The following is a 20,349-nucleotide window of genomic DNA, read 5'->3' as shown; positions in this document are numbered from 1 at the left end:
CCGTGTCGGGCATCCGCTCGCTGCCGGTCGTTTCAATTATGACGGGGTTATTACTGCTGACCTGGCCATTTTTGATCTGGTTTGGCCTCGCGCATAACAGCCTGCCATGGCTGTTGCCGCTAATGGCGCTACTGCTGTTTTTACGCTTTCGCCAGACCCGGCGACAGTCAGGGCCGTTGAGCGTGGTCACTCAGATCGTTGCGGTAGCCGGCATGACGCTGTGCATTGCCAGCTACCTGCTAAAGACCCATCAGCTACTGCTATTTTACCCGGTGGTGGTAAGCGGCGTAATGCTAGCGGTGTTTGGCGGTTCGCTGTGGTCAAGTATGCCTGTAGTCGAGCGCCTGGCGCGGTTGCGGGACCCAGTTCTTCCTGAGCAAGCCGTGCGCTACACCCGCCGGGTCACCCAAATTTGGTGCGCCTTTTTCATCGGCAACGGCGGTATAGCGCTGGTTACCGCGTTATATGGCGATATGTCGCTATGGACGGCGTGGAACGGCATGATTTCCTATCTGCTGATGGGCATGTTGATGGCCGGAGAGTGGCTGGTGCGCCAGCGGGTGATTAAACGAGATAAACCATGATGCAGCCCCTCACGCTGGCCCAGTGGCTCAGCGCCCCGCGTCCGCCGCAAACGCTGATTGCGTGGCAGGAAGCGCACAGCTGGACGCTGGCGCATCTGCGCTATGATGTCGCTCACCTGCTTAACAACCTGCAACAACAGCCAGGCGAGCGTTGGGCGCTCTGTTTTGACAACAGCTACCTGTTTTTGGTCGCGCTGTTGGCCACGCTGCATGCGGGGAAAACGCCAGTGCTTCCTGGCCATAGCCGAGCGGCGCTATTACACGAACAGCGAGCGCTTTTCGACGGCATCCTGAGCGATAAGCCGCTGCCATGGCGCGGGCCGCTGCGGGTTATCCAGTCCGCCATGGCGACCGCATCCCACGAATACGCGTTCCCGGCGATCGGCGATAACGCCTGCATTGAGCTTTTTACCTCCGGTTCTACCGGTGAACCAAAGCGAATTAGTAAGCCCGTTAAGAGTCTCGACCGCGAGGCGGCGCTGATAGCCGCGCACTATGCCGGGCGCCTGGCAGGCAGTCGGGTCGTGGCATCGGTCGCGCCGCAGCACTTATACGGCCTGACGTTCCGTCTGTTCCTGCCAATGGCGCTGGGGTTGCCGCTGCACGCGGCGATGATTGAGTACGCCGAGCAGCTGGCAGCATTAAGCCATGATCATCATTATTTGTTTATCAGTAGCCCGGCTTTTCTCAAACGTCTCGACTATCGGCTTACCCCGCCACCGGTCGCGATGATTTTGTCCGCCGGCGGCAAGCTGCCCTGGCAGGATGCCATGCACACCGCTAACTGGTTCAATTGCTGGCCGGATGAAATCTACGGCAGCACGGAAAGCGGGGTTATCGCCTGCCGCCAGCGCCTGCAAGATAATGCGCCGTGGCAGCCGTTCCCAGGCATCCGCTTTCAGCCGCAGGGCAACATAGTTCGTCTATTTTCGCCGCTTATCGCCGACGATAACGGCCTGGTTATCGATGATATTTTGCATTTCAATGAAAGCGGTCAATTCCAGCTGGCAGGTCGTCGCGACCGGGTAGTGAAAATTGAAGAGAAGCGCATTTCGCTAAGCGAAGTGGAATACCGGTTACTGCAACTGGATGGCATTCTTGAGGCCGCCGTCCTGCCGATTACCCGCGGCAGCCGCCAGAGCGTTGGCGCGTTGTTAGTGCTCGACCATGACGCCCGTCGCCGCTGGGGGAAAAGCCAGGAATTACAATGGCGGAAAGCGCTGCGCGCCTCGCTGGAACCTGTGGCCATCCCTCGCTACTGGCGGGTGGTTGACGAGATCCCCGTTAATAGCATGAATAAGCGTGTCTACGCGCAATTACAGGAGTTATTTCATGAAGCCCCATGAAATTGAGCGCCGTCAGCCGCAAGCCGATCGGGTTGAAATCGTGCTCTCTCTCGACCCGGCGCTATTCTGGTTTCGCGGCCATTTTGCCGTGCAGCCGCTGCTACCCGGCGTCGCACAGATCGATTGGGCGATGCATTACGCCACCCGCCTGCTCGCGCCCGGCTGGCGCTTTCATGACATTCAGAACGTGAAATTTCAGTCGCCGCTGCTGCCGGGCGCGATCGTCACGCTCACCCTGACATGGCAGGAGGCGCGCCAGACCCTGACCTTTAGCTATCAGCGCCACGACGGTGAAACCCGGCACACCGCCAGCAGCGGGAAAATTCGCTTATGCCGCTAGCTTTCTCTCCCTGCGTGCTGATCCCCTGCTATAACCACGGCGCCATGATGCCACGGGTGCTGGCGCGCCTGCAGCCCTTTGGCCTGCCTTGCATCGTGGTGGACGACGGCAGCGATAGCAGTACGCGGCAGCAGTTGGAGCGGCTGGCGGCGGAAACCGCTAATCTGACCTTAATCCGCTTACCACAGAACGCGGGCAAAGGCGCAGCGGTGATCCGTGGGCTACAGGCCGCAGCGCAATCCGGGTTCAGCCACGCGGTGCAGGTCGATGCCGATGGTCAGCACGCCATCGAAGATATTCCGCAACTGTTGGCGCTGGCGCAGGCCCATCCCGAAGCGCTGATTTCCGGGCAACCGATTTACGACGACTCCATCCCGCGTTCCCGCCTCTACGGGCGCTGGATAACCCACGTCTGGGTATGGATTGAAACGCTGTCGCTGCAGTTGAAAGACAGCATGTGCGGTTTTCGCGTCTACCCGGTGACGCCAACGCTACAGCTGGCGCAGCGCGTGTCACTCGGCCAGCGAATGGATTTTGATACCGAAGTGATGGTGCGCCTCTACTGGCAGGGAAATACCAGCTATTTTGTGCCAACCCGCGTGACCTACCCGCCGGACGGTTTGTCGCATTTTGATGCCATCAAAGATAACTGCCGCATCTCGCTGATGCACACGCGTCTGTTCCTCGGCATGCTGCCGCGGATCCCCTCGCTGTTGTTTCGCCGCGCCTCGCCGCACTGGGCGCGTCAGCAGGAGGTAAAAGGATTATGGGGAATGCGCCTGATGCTACTGGTGTGGCGGCTGCTGGGGCGCAAGGCGTTCTCGCTGCTGCTTTATCCGGTGGTCGGCGTGTACTGGCTGACGGCCGCGACGGCCCGCCGTGCTTCGCAACAATGGATAACCCGCGTGCGCGAACAGCTCGCCGCGCGCCAGATGCCGATACCGCCAACGCTAACCAGCTATCGGCACTTCCAGCGCTTCGGCGAAGCGATGCTGGATAAAATCGCCAGCTGGCGCGGCGAATTGCAGTTCGGCCGCGACGTGGTTTTTACCGCAGGCGCCGAGGAGACGCTAAATATCAGCGATCCGCGGGGGAAGCTGCTGTTGGTTTCGCATCTCGGCGATGTCGAAGCCTGCCGCGCGCTGGCGCAACTACAGGGCGGCAAAACCATCAACGCTCTGGTATTCAGCGAAAATGCGCAACGTTTTAAACAGATTATGACGGAAATGGCCCCTCAGGCCGGGCTCAACCTGATGCCGGTGAACGATATCGGCCCGGATACCGCCATCCTGTTGCAAGAAAAGCTGGATCGCGGCGAGTGGATCGCGATTGTCGGCGACCGTATTGCGGTTAACCCGCAGCGTGGCGGCGAATGGCGTGTCTGCTGGAGCCGTTTTATGGGGCAAGCCGCCCCCTTCCCGCAGGGGCCATTTATCCTCGCCGCCATTTTGCGCTGCCCGGTTAATTTGCTTTTCGCTCTCCGCCAGCAGGGCAAACTGCGCATTTACTGCGAGCCGTTCGCCGACCCGCTGCTATTACCGCGCGCCGATCGCCAACAGGCATTGCAACACATCATCGACCGCTACGCCGAACGGCTGGAACACTACGCGCTGCAGTCGCCGCTCGACTGGTTTAACTTTTTCGATTTCTGGCGTTTGCCGGATCCCAAAGACAAGGAGTAAAGGGTGCTTAACGATCCCCGTTTTACTGCTGAAGTAGAGCTGACTATTCCGTTTCATGACATCGATATGATGGGCGTCGTGTGGCATGGCAACTATTTCCGCTACTTCGAAATTGCCCGTGAGGCGCTGCTTAACCAGTTCAACTACGGCTACCGGCAGATGAAAGCCTCAGGCTATTTGTGGCCGGTGGTCGATACCCGCGTGAAATACCGCGACGTTATCACCTTCGAGCAGCGCATTCGCGTGCGCGCGCGGATAGAAGAGTTTGAGAACCGCCTACGCATTGGCTACGAAATTTTTGATGTCGATAGCGGCAAGCGCACCACCACCGGCTACACCATCCAGGTTGCGGTGGATGAAAACAGCCGCGAGATGTGTTTCGTCAGCCCGGATATCCTGTTTGAACGCATGGGGGTTACGCCATGAGATTACTGCTGCTGTTAGGACTATTTATCAGCCCGCTGGTCAGCGCCCTCACGCTTGATGACCTGCAAAAACAATTTAGCGAACAGCCGGTGATACGCGCCCATTTCGATCAAGTTCGCACGATTAAGGATCTGCCGCAGCCGCTGCGATCCCAGGGGCAGATGTTGATCGCCCGCGATAAGGGGTTGCTGTGGGATCAAACCTCGCCATTCCCGATGCAGCTGTTGCTGGATGACAAACGGATGGTGCAGGCGATCAACGGCCAGCCGCCGCAAACCATTACTGCCGAAAACAATCCGCAGATGTTCCAGTTCAACCATTTGCTGCGCGCGCTGTTCCAGGCGGATCGAAAAGTCCTGGAAGATAACTTCCGCGTGGAATTTGCCGATAAAGGCGAAGGCCATTGGACGCTGCGCCTGACGCCCACCACTACGCCGCTGGATAAGATTTTTGCCCGCATCGATTTGGCCGGGAAAGACTATCTGGAACATATTCAGCTCAACGACAAGCAAGGCGATCGCACCGAGATCACCCTTTCCCAACACCAACTGACGCCTGCGCAACTGACCGATGACGAACGCCAACGCTTTGCCGCCCAGTAAACGCCCCGCGCTGTTATGGGCCGTCGTCTGCCTGCTCCTGGCGGGCGCGCTGCTGGCGCTGCTGCCGCAGGCCCGGCTCAACAGCAGCGTACTGGCGATGCTGCCGAAGCAGACGCTTGGCGCAATCCCGCCCAGCCTGAACGACGGTTTTATGCAGCGCCTTGATCGCCAGCTGGTCTGGCTGGTCAGCCCCGGTAAACAGGCCGACCCTCAGGTGGCCGGCGACTGGCTGCGTCTGCTGCAAACCTCGAAGGCGCTGGCAGACGTCAAAGGCCCAATGAATGCCGATAATCAGCAGGCCTGGGGAACCTTTTTCTGGCAGCATCGTAACGGTTTAATTGACCCCGCTACCCGCGCGCGCCTGCAAAACGGCGGCGAAGCGCAGGCGCAATGGATCCTCTCACAGCTCTATTCGGCATTTTCCGGCGTCAGCGGCAAAGAACTGCAAAACGATCCGCTGATGCTGATGCGCGGCTCGCAGCTGGCGATGGCGAAAGGCGGCCAGCGGATGCAACTGCAGGATGGCTGGCTGGTGACCAAAGATGCCCAGGGCAACCTCTGGTATCTGTTGCATGGCGAACTGGCGGGTTCCTCATTCGATATGCAGAAGACGCACCGGCTGGTCACTACGCTCGGCGAGCTGGAGAAGCAGTGGAAAACGCAGCATCCGCAGGCGCAGCTGCTGTCGCGCGGCACCGTGTTCTATAGCGATTACGCCAGTCAGCAGGCGAAGCACGATATTTCTACACTCGGCGCGGCGACGCTGTTCGGCGTGATCCTGCTGATCGTCGCGACATTTCGCTCGCTGCGCCCGCTGCTGCTGTGCCTGATTTCCATCGCCATCGGCGCGCTGGCCGGTACCGTCGTCACGCTGCTGCTATTTGGCGAACTGCATCTGATGACCCTGGTGATGAGCATGAGCATCATCGGCATCTCCGCCGACTATACGCTCTATTATCTGACCGAACGGATGGTGCATGGCGCGGAATCAACCCCGTGGCAAAGCCTCGCCAAAGTACGTCATGCGTTGCTGCTGGCACTACTTACTACCGTGGCGGCTTATCTGATTATGATGCTGGCCCCCTTTCCGGCGATTCGCCAGATGGCGCTCTTCGCGGCGGTCGGCCTGAGCGCCTCGTGTCTGACGGTAATTTTCTGGCATCCATGGTTATGCCGTGGACTTCCCGTGCGCCCGGTTCCGGCGATGGCATTGTTGTTACGCTGGCTTGCCGCCTGGCGGCGCAATAAAAAGCTGTCCATCGGCCTCCCCGTCGCGCTGGCCCTGTTCTCGCTGGCGGGTCTCGCGACGCTGCGGGTGGATGATGATATTTCGCAGCTCCAGGCGTTGCCGCAGGATATCCTGGCCCAGGAAAAAGCCATCACCGCGCTCACCGGGCAAAGCGTCGATCAAAAGTGGTTTGTGATTTACGGCAAAACGGCCCAGCAGACGCTGCAGCGCCTGGAGGCATTTATGCCCGCGCTGACGCAGGCGCAAAGCGACGGCCTGCTCGGCGGATATCGCGCTATCCCCCTGAATTCACTCGCTCGCCAACAGCAGGATCTTGCCCTGCTGCAACGCGCCGCGCCCACCGTCAGTAACGTGCTGAACCACGCCGGACTGGCAACGATCAATCCCGATCTCAACCCGATGCCAGTGACCGTCGACGTCTGGCTTGCCAGCCCGGCCAGCGAAGGTTGGCGACTGCTGTGGCTGACGCTGCCGGATGGCGAAAGCGGCGTACTGGTCCCGGTGAGCGGCGTGAAAGACAGCGCGGCGCTAAAAACGCTTAGTACAAAACAGGCTGGCGTTGCGTGGGTCGATCGCAAAAGCGATTTCGACCAGTTGTTCGCGCTCTACCGCCACATTCTAACCGGCCTGCTGGGCGTTGCGCTGGCGGTGATTGCCTGCGGCGCTATGCTCCGCCTTGGCTGGCGCAAAGGGCTGGTTAGCCTGGTGCCGTCGGTATTGTCGCTGGGATGCGGGCTGGCGATGCTGGCATTTAGCGGCCACGCGGTTAACCTGTTCTCCTTGCTGGCGCTGGTGCTGGTACTGGGCATCGGCATTAACTACACGCTGTTTTTCAGCAACCCGCGCGGTACGCCGCTGACATCGCTGCTGGCGGTCACCCTGGCGATGATGACCACCTTATTGACGCTCGGCATGCTGGTATTTAGCGCCACGCAGGCCATTAGCAGTTTTGGTATTGTTTTGGTAAGCGGCATTTTCGCCGCCTTCCTGCTTTCGCCGTTAGCGATGCCGACCAAAAAAGAGAAAAAAAGACGATGAGAAGACCATCATTCTGGCGCGCCTTCGCGCTACTCGCCGCCTTATTGCTGGCCGGCTGCAGCCGTTCGCAGCCGGAGCCGCAAGGCCGCCCGCAGGCGTGGCTGGAACCGGGTACGCGCGTCACGTTGCCGCCGCCTGGTATCTCGCCGGACATCAGCTCGCAGCAGTTGCTCACCGGCAGCTTCAACGGCCAAACCCAGTCGCTGCTGGTCATGCTCAATGCCGATGATAAAAAGCTCACGCTGGCGGGTCTGTCATCCGTCGGTATCCGCCTGTTCCTGGTGACCTATGATGAAAGAGGGCTGCGCGCTGAACAGTCGATGGTGGTTCCGCAACTGCCGCCAGCCAGCCAGGTGCTGGCCGATGTGATGCTCAGCCACTGGCCGGTTAGCGCATGGCTGCCGCAGTTGCCAAAAGGGTGGACTTTGACCGAGCGCGGCGACAAACGCGAACTACGTAACGCGCGCGGGAAGCTGGTCACCGAAATCACCTATATCAACCGCAAAGGCCAGCGCGTGCCGATCAGCATCGAACAGCACGTCTTTAAATACCACATCACCATTCAATACCTGGGTGACTGAGATGATCTACATTTCCGCCGTCGGCATGATTAACGCGCTGGGCCGCGATAACGATGAAATCGCCGCCAATTTGGCTCGCGGTATCGCACCCGGCATGCGTCCGCGCGAGAGGTGGCTACAGGGGCATCCGCAGGCGGTTTTCGCGGGCGTGGATGGCGAATTACCCGCCATTCCCAATACCTTTAGCGCCCATCGTTCGCGCAATAATCAGCTGCTGCTGGCGGCGCTGGCGCAAATTCAGCCGCAGGTGGATCGCGCCATCGCCCGATACGGACGAGAGCGCGTGGCCGTAGTGCTCGGCACCAGCACCTCGGGGCTGGATGAGGGTGACGCGCATGTCACCCTGACGCTTGGCGGCAAGGAAAGCGCGGCCTGGCAATATCCGCAACAGGAGCTGGGCGACCCATCGCGTTTTCTCAGCCACTGGCTGGCGCTGGATGGCCCGGCATTTACGCTGTCAACCGCCTGCTCCTCCAGCGCCAGAGCGATTATCAGCGGACGCCGACTAATTGAAGCCGGTCTGGCGGATGTGGCGATCGTCGGCGGCGCGGACACCCTCAGCCGAATGCCGATCAACGGCTTTCACAGTCTGGAATCGCTCTCCACGACGCAGTGCCAGCCATTTGCCCGCGACCGTAACGGCATCACTATCGGCGAAGGGGCGGCGCTGATGCTGTTGACCCGCGAACCGCAGCCAGTCGCGCTACTGGGTATCGGCGAGTCCAGCGACGCCTGGCATATTTCCGCCCCGCATCCTGAAGGAGAGGGGGCGATCCGCGCCATCCAGCAGGCGCTGGGGGATGCGGGCATCGCCCCTGAACAAGTGGGTTATATCAACCTGCACGGCACCGCCACGCCGCTTAACGATAGAATAGAGTCTCACGTCATCAACGCGCTATTTGGCGTTCGGGTACCCTGTAGTTCAACGAAACACCTGACCGGACACACGCTGGGCGCCGCGGGGATCACCGAAGCCGCCATCGGCATGCTGATTCTGCAGCGAAACCTGCCGCTGCCAGCGCAGGATTTCAGCCAGTCGCCGCGCGATGAAACACTACCGCCATGCGGGATCATCGAACATCCCCAGCCGCTGCCGCGACCGATTATCCTGTCGAACTCTTTTGCTTTTGGCGGTAACAACGCCAGCATCCTGCTCGGGAGCATTCAATGAACCACTATTTATCGCCCGGCGACTATCTACCGCACGATGCACCGATGCTGCTGCTGGAAGAGGTCGTCAATGTGACCGACGAAACCGCGACCTGCCGGGTCACGGTCTCGCCCCATAGCGTCCTGGCGCCATTTCTCGATGCCGAGGGCAATCTCCCCGGTTGGTTCGCCCTTGAATTAATGGCGCAAACCGTCGGCGTCTGGTCCGGCTGGCACCGCCTGCAAAAAGGGCAAGCGTCCATCTCATTAGGTATGGTGCTTGGCGCGCGAGAATTAGTCTGCGCGGCCGGCTCCCTGCCGCGCGGCAAAGCACTGTCCATTACCGTTAAACTGCTCATGCAGGACGAGCGTTTCGCTAGCTTCGAAGGCGCCGTGATGGCGGACGATGACCTGCTGGCCAGCGGAAGGGTTAATACCTTCCAGCCAACGCCAACAGAACTTAACACCCTATTTCAACAAGGAGCGTCAGAATGAGTCGTTCAGTTTTGGTTACCGGCGCCAGCAAAGGTATCGGTCGCGCCATTGCCTGCCAGCTGGCGGCGGACGGTTTTATGGTAGGCGTCCACTATCATCGCGACACGTCAGGCGCGCAGCAGACGCTGGAGGCGATTACCGCCGCCGGCGGCGCGGGGCGTCTGCTGAGCTTTGACGTCGCCAATCGCACGCAGTGCCGCGAAGTCCTTGAGCAAGATATGGCCAAACACGGCGCGTGGTACGGCATTATCAGCAACGCCGGCATCGCCCGCGACGGCGCCTTCCCGGCGCTCGGCGAAGACGACTGGGACGCGGTGATCCACACCAACCTCGACAGCTTCTACAACGTCATTCATCCGTGCATCATGCCGATGATTAGCGCACGCCAGGGCGGGCGTATCATCACGCTCTCTTCCGTTTCCGGCGTGATGGGCAACCGCGGTCAGGTCAACTATAGCGCCGCCAAGGCGGGGATCATCGGCGCCACCAAAGCGCTGGCGATTGAACTGGCGAAGCGCAAAATCACCGTGAACTGCATCGCCCCCGGGCTTATCGACACCGGGATGATCGAAATGGAAGAGGCCGCGTTGAAAGAGGCGATGTCGATGATCCCAATGAAACGCATGGGACAGGCGGAAGAAGTGGCGGGGCTGGCGAGTTATTTAATGTCGGATGTGGCGGGTTATGTCACCCGGCAGGTCATTTCCATCAATGGAGGGATGTTATGACACGCCGTGTGGTCATTACCGGGATGGGCGGCGTCACCGCATTTGGCGAAAAATGGCAGGATGTCTCGGCGGGGCTGAAGAGATATAAAAACGCCGTACGCGCCATGCCGGAGTGGCGTATTTACGACGGGCTGCATACGCTGCTGGGCGCGCCGATCGATGATTTCACCCTGCCCGACCACTATACCCGCAAGCGCATTCGCGCGATGGGGCGCGTATCGTTGCTCTCCACCCGCGCCACTGAACTGGCGCTGGAGCAGGCCGGGCTAATCGACGATGCCATACTGAGTAACGGCGAAACCGGCATCGCCTACGGTTCATCAACCGGCAGTACCGCCCCGATGAGCGAATTCGCCACCATGTTGACGGAAAAGCACACCAATAATATTACTGCTACCACCTACGTGCAGATGATGCCGCATACCACCGCCGTCAATACGGGCCTGTTTTTTGGCCTGCGCGGCCGCGTGATCCCGACGTCCAGCGCCTGTACCTCCGGAAGCCAGGCGATTGGTTACGCCTGGGAAGCGATTCGCCACGGCTATCAAACGGTGATGGTCGCCGGCGGCGCGGAAGAGCTTTGCCCGTCGGAGGCCGCGGTATTCGATACTCTGTTTGCCACCAGCCAGCGCAATGAGCAGCCCGACATTACCCCCTCCCCCTTTGATGTGCTGCGCGATGGGCTGGTGATTGGCGAAGGGGCCGGTACTCTCATTCTGGAAGAACTGGAGCACGCCAAAGCACGCGGGGCGACCATTTACGGCGAAATCATCGGCTTCGCCACCAACTGCGATGCTGCGCATATCACTCAACCGCAGCGTGAAACCATGCAGATCTGCATGGAACAATCATTAAAAATAGCGGGCCTGAGCGCCCGGGATATCGGCTACATTTCGGCCCACGGCACCGCGACCGACCGCGGCGATATCGCCGAAAGCCAGGCGACGGCGGCGATTTACGGCGATAGCGTGCCGATCTCCTCGCTGAAAAGCTATTTCGGCCATACCCTTGGCGCCTGCGGGGCGCTGGAAGCGTGGATGAGTCTGCAGATGATGCGCGAGGGCTGGTTCGCGCCAACGCTGAATTTGCATAATCCGGACGCCAATTGCGGAGAACTGGATTACATCATGGGCGAAGCGCGCCAGATTGATTGTGAATTCCTGCAGAGTAACAACTTCGCCTTCGGCGGTATTAACACCTCAATGATTATTCAGCGCTGGTCCTGAAATGTATCAGCTTATCCTTGGCCAAATCTCAACGCTTAGCGCCCTGCCGTTACCGACTGGGTTAGCGGCCCAGGCCCCTGATGGCCCGCGGCGGGCAAGCTGGCTTGCCGGGCGCGCGCTGCTGGCGCATGCGGTGGCCCCGCTGGTGGATATTGCGTATGGCGAGCAGGGCAAACCGGCCTTCCCGCCCGGCTGCGGGCGGTGGTTTAACCTTAGCCACAGCGGCGACCAAATTGCCCTGCTGCTGAGCGATGAAGGCGAGGTTGGCTGCGATATCGAAGTCATTCGCCCGCGCAACGGCTGGCAGCGGTTGGCCAACGCCCTGTTTAGCGAGGGCGAGCATCAGGAACTGGAGCGCGAACCGCCGGAGGGGCAGCTAGCCGCCTTTTGGCGAATCTGGACGCGCAAAGAAGCGCTGGTAAAGCAACGCGGCGGCAGCGCCTGGCAGATGGCCTCTGTTGACAGTGCCTTTCGCGACGCGCTGTCATTAAGCCAGATTCAGTATCAAGGGTTAAGTATTGCGGTCTGTACGCCAACGCCGTTCTCGCTGACGGCGGCGCACATTCAATGTTTCAACGGCGCGGCTTGACCGGCCAGAAGATAGTCAGCACGCCGGCGATAATAATCAGCACGCCCAGCAGCGATTGCCAGTAAAACGGCTCGTGCCAGCCGGGCAGCCAGATGGCGGCGGCCCACACCAGAATGTAGCTCAGGCTGAGCAGCGCGTAAGCTTTGGCCAGCGGTAAGCGGTGTAGCGCGAAATACCAGCAGACCATCGACAGCAGATAGCCAACCAGGCCGAAACCCAGGCTGAAGGTACCGGTGCGCAAATGCAGTAGATGATTGAGAAAGGTCAGGATATCGGTCAATGGCGGCAGCTCGACCATCGCGCTGCGCAGTAACAGCTGCGCGCCGCTGACCAGCCCGACGCTCAATAACGCCCAGATTAACCCCATCAGACGCTACTCCCCAGAACGGCGATGCCGACGACGATCAGCCCGACGCCAAGCCAGTGGCGGCGCGCCACCGGCTCGCGCCAGATACCCCATGCCGCCAGCGTTACCCAGACAAAATTGAGGCTCAGCATCGGATAAGCGATACCGACCGGGATCGCCTGCAGCACCCCCAGCCACAGCAGCATACCGCCGCCGAGCGCCAGCAGGGCTAAGCCCAGCCACAGCAAAATATGCCGCCCGCGCCGCCCGCTACGGGACGGCCGGGTCGCCTGCTTCTGGCACAGCTGGCCGGCGCAGCTAAGCAGGCTGGCGAGTACCAGACAGAACCAGACACTCATTGCGGCAGATACTGAATAAATACCACGCGCCCCAGCACGTAGGAGTTATCAGGTTTCGGTAACGCCAGTTCGTTCATCGTTTCACCTTTATCCATCCGCAGCACCAGTGAGATCGGTCCCTGCTGGCGGTGCGCCGCCAGCCAATCAGCAAAAGCTTGAGTCGCCACGAATTTGCTCTGCGCATCCGGCCAGCCGAGGCCATATTTTAGCTCCCCCTGCCTTTCATACAGGATGATGTCGTCACGCTTGAGCTCCCACGCCAGCCCCGCGCCGATACCGACGCTGTTGGTCAGTACATAGCGGCTTGGCGCCAGCGATTCGCTAACAATATCCACCAGAAACTGCGGCTGTTTGCTGTCGATAACCCGATCCGGGATAGCGAAGCCCACCAGCAGCGCCAGTCCCAGCGGACAGATGGCGGCCAGCGTCCAGCGACGACCATTGTCTTTTATCGCCAGCCAGCCCATCAGCGCCCATACGGCAAAGGCAATCGCCGCCAGCAGACATTTATACAACTCTATCCTGGTCCACACCGGCTTATGCATGACGCCCAACGGTGAGACCACCAGCACGGCGACCAGGCCGATCAGACCAAAACCGAGGTTGATCATGCCGTTGATGCGCAGCGCTTTCGCCCCCGCCTTCGCGGCATCCAGCGCGTAGCGGGCCATCAAAATCGACAGCGGCATAAAGCACGGCAGAATGTAGGTCGGCAGTTTTCCCTTGGCGATGCTGAAGAACAGGAACGGCATCGCTATCCAGCCTAACAGATACAGCGCGCCTCGGGCATCATCGCGCTCGCTCCAGCCGCGCTTCAGCGCGCCCGGTAACAGCGCCAACCACGGCAGGCTGCCGGCAATCAGGAACGGAATGTAGTACCAGAACGGCGCTTTATGCTGCGCGTCTTTCTCAGCGAAACGCTGAATATGCTCGACCCAGAAGAAATAGCGCCAGAAATCGGGTTCGCGATTGGCAATAGCCAATCCCCACGGCAGCACCACCAACGTACAGACCGCCACCGCCAGCCAGCCGTAGGTCAGCACTTCGCGCCAGCGTTTACGCGCCATCACCCACGGCAGCACGCCAACCACCGGTACCGCCAGCGCGAGGAAGCCCTTGGTCATCACCCCCATACCGCAGGCGACTCCCAGCAGGACATAACCCAACATCTTCCCGCTGCGGCTCTGCGCCTGGGAGGCTCCCCAGAAGCTGCACATCGCCAGCGCCAGCCACATGGTGATCATCGGATCCAGCACCGCATAGGTTCCAATACCGTATACCAGCATCGCGGTCAGGAAGATAACCGGCGACAGGATCGCCACGCGTTTATCGCGGAAAATACGCCACGCCAGCCACGCCACCAGCAACGCGCTGACGGTAATGGCGAAGACCGAACCGAAACGCACGCCAAAGTTATTATGACCAAATAGCCACTGGCCAATACTGTTAATCCAGTAACCGGCAATCGGCTTTTCAAAGTAACGCAGGCCCAGCAGGTGCGGCACCACCCAGTCGCCGGAGGCCAGCATCTCACGGCTGATCTCCGCGTAACGGGTTTCATCAGGCTGCCACAGCAAACGGAAATTCAGCGGCAATAAGTAATACAGCGCAAAGAGTACAACCAGAGAGATGCCATAACGAATGCTTTTCATACACCCGAGCCCAGTAATTGTTCACGTCCAAGCCAACCTTCCCGGCCAGCCAGCTCACCACGGACCACTTTGCCTGACGGCAGCTCGCTAAAGTCAGCGGGCAGCAGCTGGCTCAGTGGGCAAAATTGTATTTCTTCTTCCTCCGCCATGGTCAGCAGCGCATCGAACTGATCGGCACAGGCAATGCCTTCCACTTCGGCGTGGATGGTATAGACCGGCGTTCCCTTGTCACGATGAATGCAGTCCAGCAGATAGCGGTTGAAGCCAGCGGTATCGACGGCGCTACCGACGACTTCATCCCAGGTGGGAAGCGTCACCGGAATTTGTACGGTGCCGGAGGCCCCGCCGCCAATCTGCGGCAGGAATGGCCGCGTGCCGCGACAATCGCTGTTGTAGAGGAAATCGAAGGATTCTTTCGCTTTTACCACCCGCTGGTCGGCACGCCAGCCGGCGACGGCGGAGCAGGTCACCGGGCGGCCGATAATGCGTTCCAGTTCGAGCAGACCGCGTTCAATTTCCAGCGTCAGACGTTCCTGCGGCCAGACGCCGCTCCACGCTTGCCAGCTGTAGTGGTCCCAGGCGTGCAGGCCCACTTCATGGATGTGCGCGGCGGCGCGAATAACCTCTTCGTTACCCGCGCCAATCCTGCGCCCCGGCCACGCGGTGCCGGCCAGCAGAATATCCCAGCCATACAGCGAGGCCGCGTTGGAGCGCAGCATTTTCCACAGAAACTTCGGTTTTACCAGGCGCCATAAATGGCGCCCCATATTGTCCGGCCCGACGCTGAAAAAGAAGCTTGCCTGAATCCCGTGCTTGCCCAGCAGGGCCAGCAGCCGCGGTACGCCATCACGCGTCCCGCGAAAGGTATCGACATCTATGCGTAAGCCGACTTGTTTCATGAGTTTTTATCGTCCGTGAGCTCAACGGTGCGCAGGAAGAAGTCCAGAGTGTGTTCAACGGTCTCTTCCATCTCGACGGTCGGTTCCCAGTTCAGGCAGCGTTTCGCGTTGCGAATGCTCGGTTTACGATGCTCAACGTCCTGGTAGCCTTTACCGTAGTAATCGCTGCTTTCCACTTCGCGGAAGCCGGCGAACGGCGGGAAGCGATCGCGCAGCGGATGGCGCTCGAAGCAGGCGAGCAGCATTTCCGCCAGCTCTTTGATGCTAGCTTCGTTTTCCGGGTTACCGATGTTGATGATCTGACCATCGCAGCGACCATCTTTGTTCTCAATGATGCGGAACAACGCTTCGATACCGTCGCTGATATCGGTGAAGCAGCGCTTCTGTTTGCCGCCTTCGATAAGCTTAATCGGCGAACCTTCCACCAGGTTGAGGATCAGCTGAGTGATGGCGCGGGAGCTACCGATACGTGCGGCATTAAGGTTATCCAGACGCGGCCCCATCCAGTTGAACGGACGGAACAGGGTGAACTTGAGGCCGTTCTTATCGCCATAGGCCCAGATCACGCGGTCCAGCAGCTGTTTAGAAACCGAGTAGATCCAACGCTGTTTGTTGATCGGCCCGACCACCAGATTGGAATTATCTTCGTCGAAGTTTTTGTCGGTGCACATGCCGTACACTTCCGAGGTCGACGGGAAGATAATGCGCTTATTGTATTTCACGCAGTCACGGATGATCTTCAGGTTCTCTTCGAAATCCAGTTCGAACACGCGCAGCGGGTTACGGGTGTATTCGATAGGCGTCGCGATCGCGACCAGCGGCAGTACCACGTCGCATTTCTTAATGTGGTATTCGATCCACTCGGAGTGAATGCTGATATCGCCTTCAACGAAGTGGAAACGCGGGCAGTCAAGGAAACGGCTGATGGCGTCGGAGCCGATATCCAGGCCGTAAATCTCATAGTTGTCGTCCTGCAACAGGCGCTCGGTCAGGTGGTTACCGATAAAGCCGTTGACGCCGAGGATCAGCACGCGGGTACGGCGCTTCACCGCCACCACCGGTTTGCTGCTCAGCACCGCGCTGGTCACCAGCCCCAGCGCCTGCGCCAGCTGGGCGCCCTGCATGTAAACGCCGCGTTCGGTCTGGCCGGTGACGATTTCCAGCGCCCCCTGCTGACAGGCAACCACTAGCGGCGCGACGGAGATAACGGTGCCGGGCTTCGCCGTCGGCAGATCGGCGCGCACGCGGGATTTCCAGACGATAAATTTGTTCGCGCCGGCATAGGCGAAGGCGCCCGGCCACGGATCGGATACCGCGCGCACCAGGTTGTGCAGAGTCTGCGCCGGTTTGTCCCAATCGAGACGCCCGTCTTCCGGGGTACGACGGCCAACGTAGGTCGCCTGGCTGTGGTCCTGCGCCCGCTCCTCAGTCTTACCCTCACAAATAGCCGGCAGCGCCTGGCCCAGCAGATCGGAGGCGGCGGCGCACAGCTTACGGTGCAGCGCCAGCGCCGCGTCATCCGGGCCGATAGCCACAGCTTGTTGAGCGACGATATCGCCCGCGTCGGCGCGGTTAACCATCCGGTGCAGGGTCACGCCGGTTTCGCTTTCGCCGTTGACCAGTACCCAATTCAGCGGCGCGCGACCGCGGTATTTCGGCAGCAGAGAACCATGCAGGTTGAAAGCCCCCTTCGGCGCGATATTCAGGATCTCATCGCACAGCAGGTTGCGGTAGTAGAACGAGAACAGCACATCCGGCTTCATCTCGCGAATACGTTCAATCCACAGCGGATGGTTAACATCTTCCGGCGCCCATACCGGGATACCTTGCTCGGCGGCAATGCGGGCAACGGAACCAAAGAATTGGTTTTCGCCAGGGTTATCCGGATGGGTGAAAATAGCGGCGATGTCATACCCGGCATCCAGCAGTGACTGAATACCTGCGCAACCCATATCGTGATAAGCGAAGACTACTGCTTTCATGAACGATCTTCCTCTTGAGACGCCGTTTCCGGCTGGCGAACAACACGTTGAATAAAGTAACGGGGGCGGGCGCGAACATCGTTATAGATGCGGCCGATATACTCCCCGAGCAGGCCCATACCGACAAACTGGGCGCCGATGAACATGAACAGCACGGCGAAGAGCATGAACACCCCTTCCGCCGCCCATTGCGGACCGAAGGCCAGACGCAGCACCACCAGCAGCAGGCCGAAGGCGAAGCCCAACAGGGCTATCACACTGCCGAAAATACTCAGTAAACGCAGCGGGGTGGTGGTCAGACAGGTCACCAGGTCATACATCAGGTTAATCAGACGCATGAAGCTATATTTGGAGTCGCCGAATTCGCGCTCGGCGTGCATCACCGGGATCTCGACCGCCCGGCGGGCGAAGGTATTCGCCAGAATCGGGATAAAGGTGCTGCGCTCATGGCAGTTGAGCATGGCGTCGATGATATGGCGGCGATAGGCACGCAACATGCAGCCGTAATCGCCCATGGCTTTACCGGTGGTTCGCTGAATCAGGCGGTTAATCATCTTCGAGGCAGATTTACGGAAGATGCTGTCCTGACGGTTCTGGCGCACGGTACCGACCACGTCATAGCCTTCATCGGCTTTTGCCACCAGCCGCGGGATCTCTTCCGGCGGGTTTTGCAAGTCGGCATCGAGGGTGATGATCAGATCGCCGGTGACATGGCTGAAACCGGCCATAATCGCCGAGTGCTGGCCGTAGTTGCGGTTCAACAGCACCGCCACCACGTGGCTGCCTTCGGCTTCGGCGGCCTCGGTCAGCATGCGCGCGGAATCGTCGCTGCTGCCGTCGTCGATCAGCAGAATTTCATATTGGCGCCCTAGCGTCGCACAGGCGGCGTCGGTACGACGCAGCAGCTCCGGCAGACTATCCTGTTCGTTATAAACCGGGATAACCACCGAGACTTTTTTTACGGGAGGATAAGTAAGCATATCAACGTCCTGACAACTGATGCAGCGCGGTAATGACGCGGGTGACATCGTCGTCGGTCATATCCGGGAACAGCGGGATGGAACAAATGCGCGCGCTGTTCCATTCGGTATTCGGTAACGAAACTTCAGGAAAACGCTCGCGGTAATACTTTTGCGTATGGGCCGCGCGGAAGTGCAGACCGGTGCCTATACCCATGGCTTTGAGTTTTTCCATCAGGGCATCGCGGCTGATGCCGCAGGCCACTTCATCAACGCGGATAATAAACAGGTGCCAGGCGTGCTGGTGATCCCATGCCGGAATGGTCAGCGGCTTAAAGGGGGTATCCGCCAGCTCGCGCAGGTAGCGTTGGGCGATTTCAGCGCGACGTTGATTCGCCTGCGCCAGCTTATCCAGCTGCACCAGCGCCAGCGCGGCGTTGATATCGGCCAGATTGTATTTGAAGCCGGGAGTCATCACTTCCGCCTGCGGCGCGCGGCCGTGGGTCTGACGGTCGTAGGCGTCAACGCCCAGGCCGTGGAATTTGAGGCTGCGGATGCGGGAAGCCAACTCGTCATCATCGGTGACGATAAGCCCCCCTTCAGCGCAGGTCATATTTTTGATCGCGTGGAACGAGAAAATCGCGGTGCCGCGCCAGCCGACGTGGCGGCCTTTATAGTGCGTCCCCGCGGCATGCGCGGCATCTTCGATAACCGGAATACCGTGGCGCTCGCCAACGGCGCGGATCGCGTCGATATCCGCAGGCGCGCCCGCGTAGTGGACGGGTATAATCGCTTTCGTCCGCGAAGTGATCGCTGCTTCCACCGCCTCAGGGGTAATCATCAAATTGTCGTGGTCGACATCGATCATCACCGGCGTAGCGCCCAGCAGACAGATCATATTCAGCGTCGAGACCCAGGTTTGCGAAGGGGTGATCACTTCGTCGCCAGGGCCAATGCCCATCGCCATTAGCGTAACGTGCATACCGCCGGTAGCGGAGCTGACGGCGATGGCGTGGCGGTTGCCGGTCAGTTGGCAAAACGCCTCTTCCAGCGCCTGGTTTTTAGGACCGGTAGTGATCCATCCTGATTGCAAAACTTCACGCAGCGCAGCCAGCTCTGCGTCGCCCATCGACGGGCGCGAAAACGGCAGAAATTCGCTCATCTTTTTCCTGTTCTATTAATAGCCCACTAAAAAAGGGGGCCGGTAGAAAGAAATATCCTGCGCCAGCAGACTTAAACAAAATGAAAATGAAGTCGGTTCACCGCCACATTTCATTCCAGGGTATTTCGACGGTTTTAAATCTAGTCGCTGTTGCTTAGGATAATATTAAGAAATTAATATTTTTCGTGAGAATAGTAATATATCCATGAAAATCATATAGATATAATTCATTATAGCAGGAGATAACAGCAAGAAGCCCCAGTTTCATAGAGAAAACTGGGGCTTAACGGATGAAAGTAAACGAATCGTCAACCATCCCGTAATAAATATTTTTTTACGTTTTAATCTAGCGGAAAAATTAGCGTTAGATCACAGAATTATTTCTGCTGTATTACAAGTTTGCAGGAAAATCTGCGGGTAATTCATTAGCCGGGCAATTAATAACATCGTTATTATCCGGGCCACAATCACGAACAAAAGTGATAGTCGCGAATTCATCAATCACTTCGGTCGGGTAGGCCGGGCCGGCGTCACGATAAGCGTTCATTAACGGAATATGATCGTTCTGGAAGCAGACGGTTTTTTCCGGGTTATTCATGATCCAGCGGGGGAAGAAAATGGTGCCGTGGAACAGTTTGTCGCCCAGGTTGACGATCAGGCTGACGTCGGTACCGGTTGGTTCAGTCCAGGAAATTTTATAAATGCTTTCGCCTACCCGCACGATGTACGCATGCTGGTCTTTCACCCAACGATTAGCAACGATACCGCTGTGAATACGATAGTCCAGAGTGGTGCCATTTTTAACGTAAATTTCGTAGTTCCAGCCGTTGTCGTAGGTATAAACCAGATGTTTACCGATAAAGCCGCTGAGGTCATGTTTGTCAAAAGTGCTCATTATTTATTCTCCTCTGTTTCGTTGAGGTAAGAATACGGCTTTAAAAATTGAATGAATAAC

General features: G+C 58.9%; 21 protein-coding genes. 13 read left to right on the top strand and 8 right to left on the bottom strand.

Annotation, left to right across the window (positions count from 1 at the left end):
• Window positions 1-2 precede the first annotated feature (2 nt).
• The 13 genes from ABLV08_RS06050 to acpT are packed head-to-tail and all read left to right on the top strand — an operon-like array spanning window position 3 to window position 12,035.
• The gene (locus ABLV08_RS06050) at window positions 3-584 is read left to right on the top strand and encodes a hypothetical protein (protein WP_032709338.1); all 582 of its coding nucleotides are present in this window, start codon (window positions 3-5) and stop codon (window positions 582-584) included.
• Complete coding sequence (locus ABLV08_RS06045) at window positions 581-1,930, top strand: AMP-binding protein (protein WP_348855663.1); 1,350 nt, start codon at window positions 581-583, stop codon at window positions 1,928-1,930. Before ABLV08_RS06050 ends, ABLV08_RS06045 begins: the two co-directional genes overlap by 4 nt.
• The gene (locus tag ABLV08_RS06040) at window positions 1,917-2,270 is read left to right on the top strand and encodes a beta-hydroxyacyl-ACP dehydratase (RefSeq protein WP_015703718.1); all 354 of its coding nucleotides are present in this window, start codon (window positions 1,917-1,919) and stop codon (window positions 2,268-2,270) included. The genes ABLV08_RS06045 and ABLV08_RS06040 overlap by 14 nt, the downstream gene beginning before the upstream one ends.
• Window positions 2,261-3,952: a glycosyltransferase family 2 protein gene (locus ABLV08_RS06035; RefSeq protein WP_047054605.1), complete on the top strand. Its 1,692-nt coding sequence runs from the start codon at window positions 2,261-2,263 to the stop codon at window positions 3,950-3,952. Before ABLV08_RS06040 ends, ABLV08_RS06035 begins: the two co-directional genes overlap by 10 nt.
• Window positions 3,953-3,955: 3 nt before the next feature.
• Complete coding sequence (locus ABLV08_RS06030; protein ID WP_015369298.1) at window positions 3,956-4,378, top strand: thioesterase family protein; 423 nt, start codon at window positions 3,956-3,958, stop codon at window positions 4,376-4,378.
• Complete coding sequence (locus tag ABLV08_RS06025) at window positions 4,375-4,980, top strand: outer membrane lipoprotein carrier protein LolA (RefSeq protein WP_348855662.1); 606 nt, start codon at window positions 4,375-4,377, stop codon at window positions 4,978-4,980. The genes ABLV08_RS06030 and ABLV08_RS06025 overlap by 4 nt, the downstream gene beginning before the upstream one ends.
• Window positions 4,949-7,267, top strand: coding sequence for an MMPL family transporter (locus ABLV08_RS06020; protein ID WP_348855661.1), 2,319 nt, complete (start codon window positions 4,949-4,951; stop codon window positions 7,265-7,267). Before ABLV08_RS06025 ends, ABLV08_RS06020 begins: the two co-directional genes overlap by 32 nt.
• Window positions 7,264-7,848, top strand: coding sequence for a DUF3261 domain-containing protein (locus ABLV08_RS06015; RefSeq protein ID WP_015703722.1), 585 nt, complete (start codon window positions 7,264-7,266; stop codon window positions 7,846-7,848). Before ABLV08_RS06020 ends, ABLV08_RS06015 begins: the two co-directional genes overlap by 4 nt.
• A 1-nt stretch (window position 7,849) precedes the next feature.
• Window positions 7,850-9,019 (top strand): beta-ketoacyl-[acyl-carrier-protein] synthase family protein, encoded by a 1,170-nt coding sequence (locus ABLV08_RS06010; protein WP_348855660.1) that lies wholly within the window; start codon window positions 7,850-7,852, stop codon window positions 9,017-9,019.
• Window positions 9,016-9,492: a 3-hydroxy-fatty acyl-ACP dehydratase gene (locus ABLV08_RS06005; protein WP_015369293.1), complete on the top strand. Its 477-nt coding sequence runs from the start codon at window positions 9,016-9,018 to the stop codon at window positions 9,490-9,492. The genes ABLV08_RS06010 and ABLV08_RS06005 overlap by 4 nt, the downstream gene beginning before the upstream one ends.
• Window positions 9,489-10,220 (top strand): 3-ketoacyl-ACP reductase FabG2, encoded by a 732-nt coding sequence (locus ABLV08_RS06000; protein WP_063421625.1) that lies wholly within the window; start codon window positions 9,489-9,491, stop codon window positions 10,218-10,220. The genes ABLV08_RS06005 and ABLV08_RS06000 overlap by 4 nt, the downstream gene beginning before the upstream one ends.
• On the top strand, window positions 10,217-11,446 hold the full coding sequence (locus tag ABLV08_RS05995) for a beta-ketoacyl-ACP synthase (protein ID WP_015703725.1): 1,230 nt from the start codon (window positions 10,217-10,219) through the stop codon (window positions 11,444-11,446). Before ABLV08_RS06000 ends, ABLV08_RS05995 begins: the two co-directional genes overlap by 4 nt.
• A gap of 1 nt (window position 11,447) precedes the next feature.
• Window positions 11,448-12,035 (top strand): 4'-phosphopantetheinyl transferase AcpT, encoded by a 588-nt coding sequence (gene acpT, locus ABLV08_RS05990; protein WP_048229938.1) that lies wholly within the window; start codon window positions 11,448-11,450, stop codon window positions 12,033-12,035.
• Here acpT and arnF read toward each other — a convergent pair.
• The 8 genes from arnF to ABLV08_RS05950 all read right to left on the bottom strand — a co-directional run bounded on the left by arnF (window position 12,019) and on the right by ABLV08_RS05950 (window position 20,292).
• Window positions 12,019-12,402: a 4-amino-4-deoxy-L-arabinose-phosphoundecaprenol flippase subunit ArnF gene (gene arnF / locus ABLV08_RS05985; protein ID WP_032713142.1), complete on the bottom strand. Its 384-nt coding sequence runs from the start codon at window positions 12,400-12,402 to the stop codon at window positions 12,019-12,021. The genes acpT and arnF overlap by 17 nt on opposite strands.
• Window positions 12,402-12,740: a 4-amino-4-deoxy-L-arabinose-phosphoundecaprenol flippase subunit ArnE gene (arnE, locus tag ABLV08_RS05980; RefSeq protein ID WP_048229937.1), complete on the bottom strand. Its 339-nt coding sequence runs from the start codon at window positions 12,738-12,740 to the stop codon at window positions 12,402-12,404. Before arnE ends, arnF begins: the two co-directional genes overlap by 1 nt.
• Window positions 12,737-14,392, bottom strand: coding sequence for a lipid IV(A) 4-amino-4-deoxy-L-arabinosyltransferase (gene arnT / locus ABLV08_RS05975; protein ID WP_348855659.1), 1,656 nt, complete (start codon window positions 14,390-14,392; stop codon window positions 12,737-12,739). Before arnT ends, arnE begins: the two co-directional genes overlap by 4 nt.
• Window positions 14,389-15,291, bottom strand: coding sequence for a 4-deoxy-4-formamido-L-arabinose-phosphoundecaprenol deformylase (arnD, locus tag ABLV08_RS05970; RefSeq protein WP_213200122.1), 903 nt, complete (start codon window positions 15,289-15,291; stop codon window positions 14,389-14,391). The genes arnT and arnD overlap by 4 nt, the downstream gene beginning before the upstream one ends.
• Window positions 15,288-17,273 (bottom strand): bifunctional UDP-4-amino-4-deoxy-L-arabinose formyltransferase/UDP-glucuronic acid oxidase ArnA, encoded by a 1,986-nt coding sequence (gene arnA / locus ABLV08_RS05965; RefSeq protein ID WP_116289662.1) that lies wholly within the window; start codon window positions 17,271-17,273, stop codon window positions 15,288-15,290. Before arnA ends, arnD begins: the two co-directional genes overlap by 4 nt.
• Entirely contained in the window at window positions 17,270-18,253 is a 984-nt protein-coding gene (gene arnC / locus ABLV08_RS05960; RefSeq protein WP_015369284.1) for an undecaprenyl-phosphate 4-deoxy-4-formamido-L-arabinose transferase, read from the bottom strand. Before arnC ends, arnA begins: the two co-directional genes overlap by 4 nt.
• Window position 18,254: 1 nt before the next feature.
• Entirely contained in the window at window positions 18,255-19,394 is a 1,140-nt protein-coding gene (gene arnB / locus ABLV08_RS05955) for a UDP-4-amino-4-deoxy-L-arabinose aminotransferase (RefSeq protein WP_116289661.1), read from the bottom strand.
• A gap of 391 nt (window positions 19,395-19,785) precedes the next feature.
• Window positions 19,786-20,292: a phenolic acid decarboxylase gene (locus tag ABLV08_RS05950; RefSeq protein WP_161799875.1), complete on the bottom strand. Its 507-nt coding sequence runs from the start codon at window positions 20,290-20,292 to the stop codon at window positions 19,786-19,788.
• Between the last annotated feature and the right edge of the window lie 57 nt (window positions 20,293-20,349).

Source organism: Klebsiella sp. CN_Kp088 (assembly GCF_040064335.1).
Taxonomy (GTDB): domain Bacteria; phylum Pseudomonadota; class Gammaproteobacteria; order Enterobacterales; family Enterobacteriaceae; genus Klebsiella; species Klebsiella aerogenes.
Note: the sequence above shows the minus strand (reverse complement) of the source record. Positions and strands in the feature narration are given on the sequence as shown.

Excerpts from the sequence above, each read along its gene's own strand:
- ABLV08_RS06015 (WP_015703722.1), top strand. The coding sequence starts at position 7,264 with ATGAGAAGACCATCATTCTGGCGCGCCTTCGCGCTACTCGCCGCCTTA.
- ABLV08_RS06040 (WP_015703718.1), top strand. The coding sequence starts at position 1,917 with ATGAAGCCCCATGAAATTGAGCGCCGTCAGCCGCAAGCCGATCGGGTT.
- ABLV08_RS06005 (WP_015369293.1), top strand. The coding sequence starts at position 9,016 with ATGAACCACTATTTATCGCCCGGCGACTATCTACCGCACGATGCACCG.
- arnB (WP_116289661.1), bottom strand. The coding sequence starts at position 19,394 with ATGAGCGAATTTCTGCCGTTTTCGCGCCCGTCGATGGGCGACGCAGAG.
- ABLV08_RS05995 (WP_015703725.1), top strand. The coding sequence starts at position 10,217 with ATGACACGCCGTGTGGTCATTACCGGGATGGGCGGCGTCACCGCATTT.
- acpT (WP_048229938.1), top strand. The coding sequence starts at position 11,448 with ATGTATCAGCTTATCCTTGGCCAAATCTCAACGCTTAGCGCCCTGCCG.
- arnC (WP_015369284.1), bottom strand. The coding sequence starts at position 18,253 with ATGCTTACTTATCCTCCCGTAAAAAAAGTCTCGGTGGTTATCCCGGTT.
- arnT (WP_348855659.1), bottom strand. The coding sequence starts at position 14,392 with ATGAAAAGCATTCGTTATGGCATCTCTCTGGTTGTACTCTTTGCGCTG.
- ABLV08_RS06045 (WP_348855663.1), top strand. The coding sequence starts at position 581 with ATGATGCAGCCCCTCACGCTGGCCCAGTGGCTCAGCGCCCCGCGTCCG.
- arnE (WP_048229937.1), bottom strand. The coding sequence starts at position 12,740 with ATGAGTGTCTGGTTCTGTCTGGTACTCGCCAGCCTGCTTAGCTGCGCC.
- ABLV08_RS06020 (WP_348855661.1), top strand. The coding sequence starts at position 4,949 with ATGACGAACGCCAACGCTTTGCCGCCCAGTAAACGCCCCGCGCTGTTA.
- ABLV08_RS06025 (WP_348855662.1), top strand. The coding sequence starts at position 4,375 with ATGAGATTACTGCTGCTGTTAGGACTATTTATCAGCCCGCTGGTCAGC.
- arnD (WP_213200122.1), bottom strand. The coding sequence starts at position 15,291 with ATGAAACAAGTCGGCTTACGCATAGATGTCGATACCTTTCGCGGGACG.
- arnA (WP_116289662.1), bottom strand. The coding sequence starts at position 17,273 with ATGAAAGCAGTAGTCTTCGCTTATCACGATATGGGTTGCGCAGGTATT.
- ABLV08_RS06035 (WP_047054605.1), top strand. The coding sequence starts at position 2,261 with ATGCCGCTAGCTTTCTCTCCCTGCGTGCTGATCCCCTGCTATAACCAC.
- ABLV08_RS06010 (WP_348855660.1), top strand. The coding sequence starts at position 7,850 with ATGATCTACATTTCCGCCGTCGGCATGATTAACGCGCTGGGCCGCGAT.
- arnF (WP_032713142.1), bottom strand. The coding sequence starts at position 12,402 with ATGGGGTTAATCTGGGCGTTATTGAGCGTCGGGCTGGTCAGCGGCGCG.
- ABLV08_RS06000 (WP_063421625.1), top strand. The coding sequence starts at position 9,489 with ATGAGTCGTTCAGTTTTGGTTACCGGCGCCAGCAAAGGTATCGGTCGC.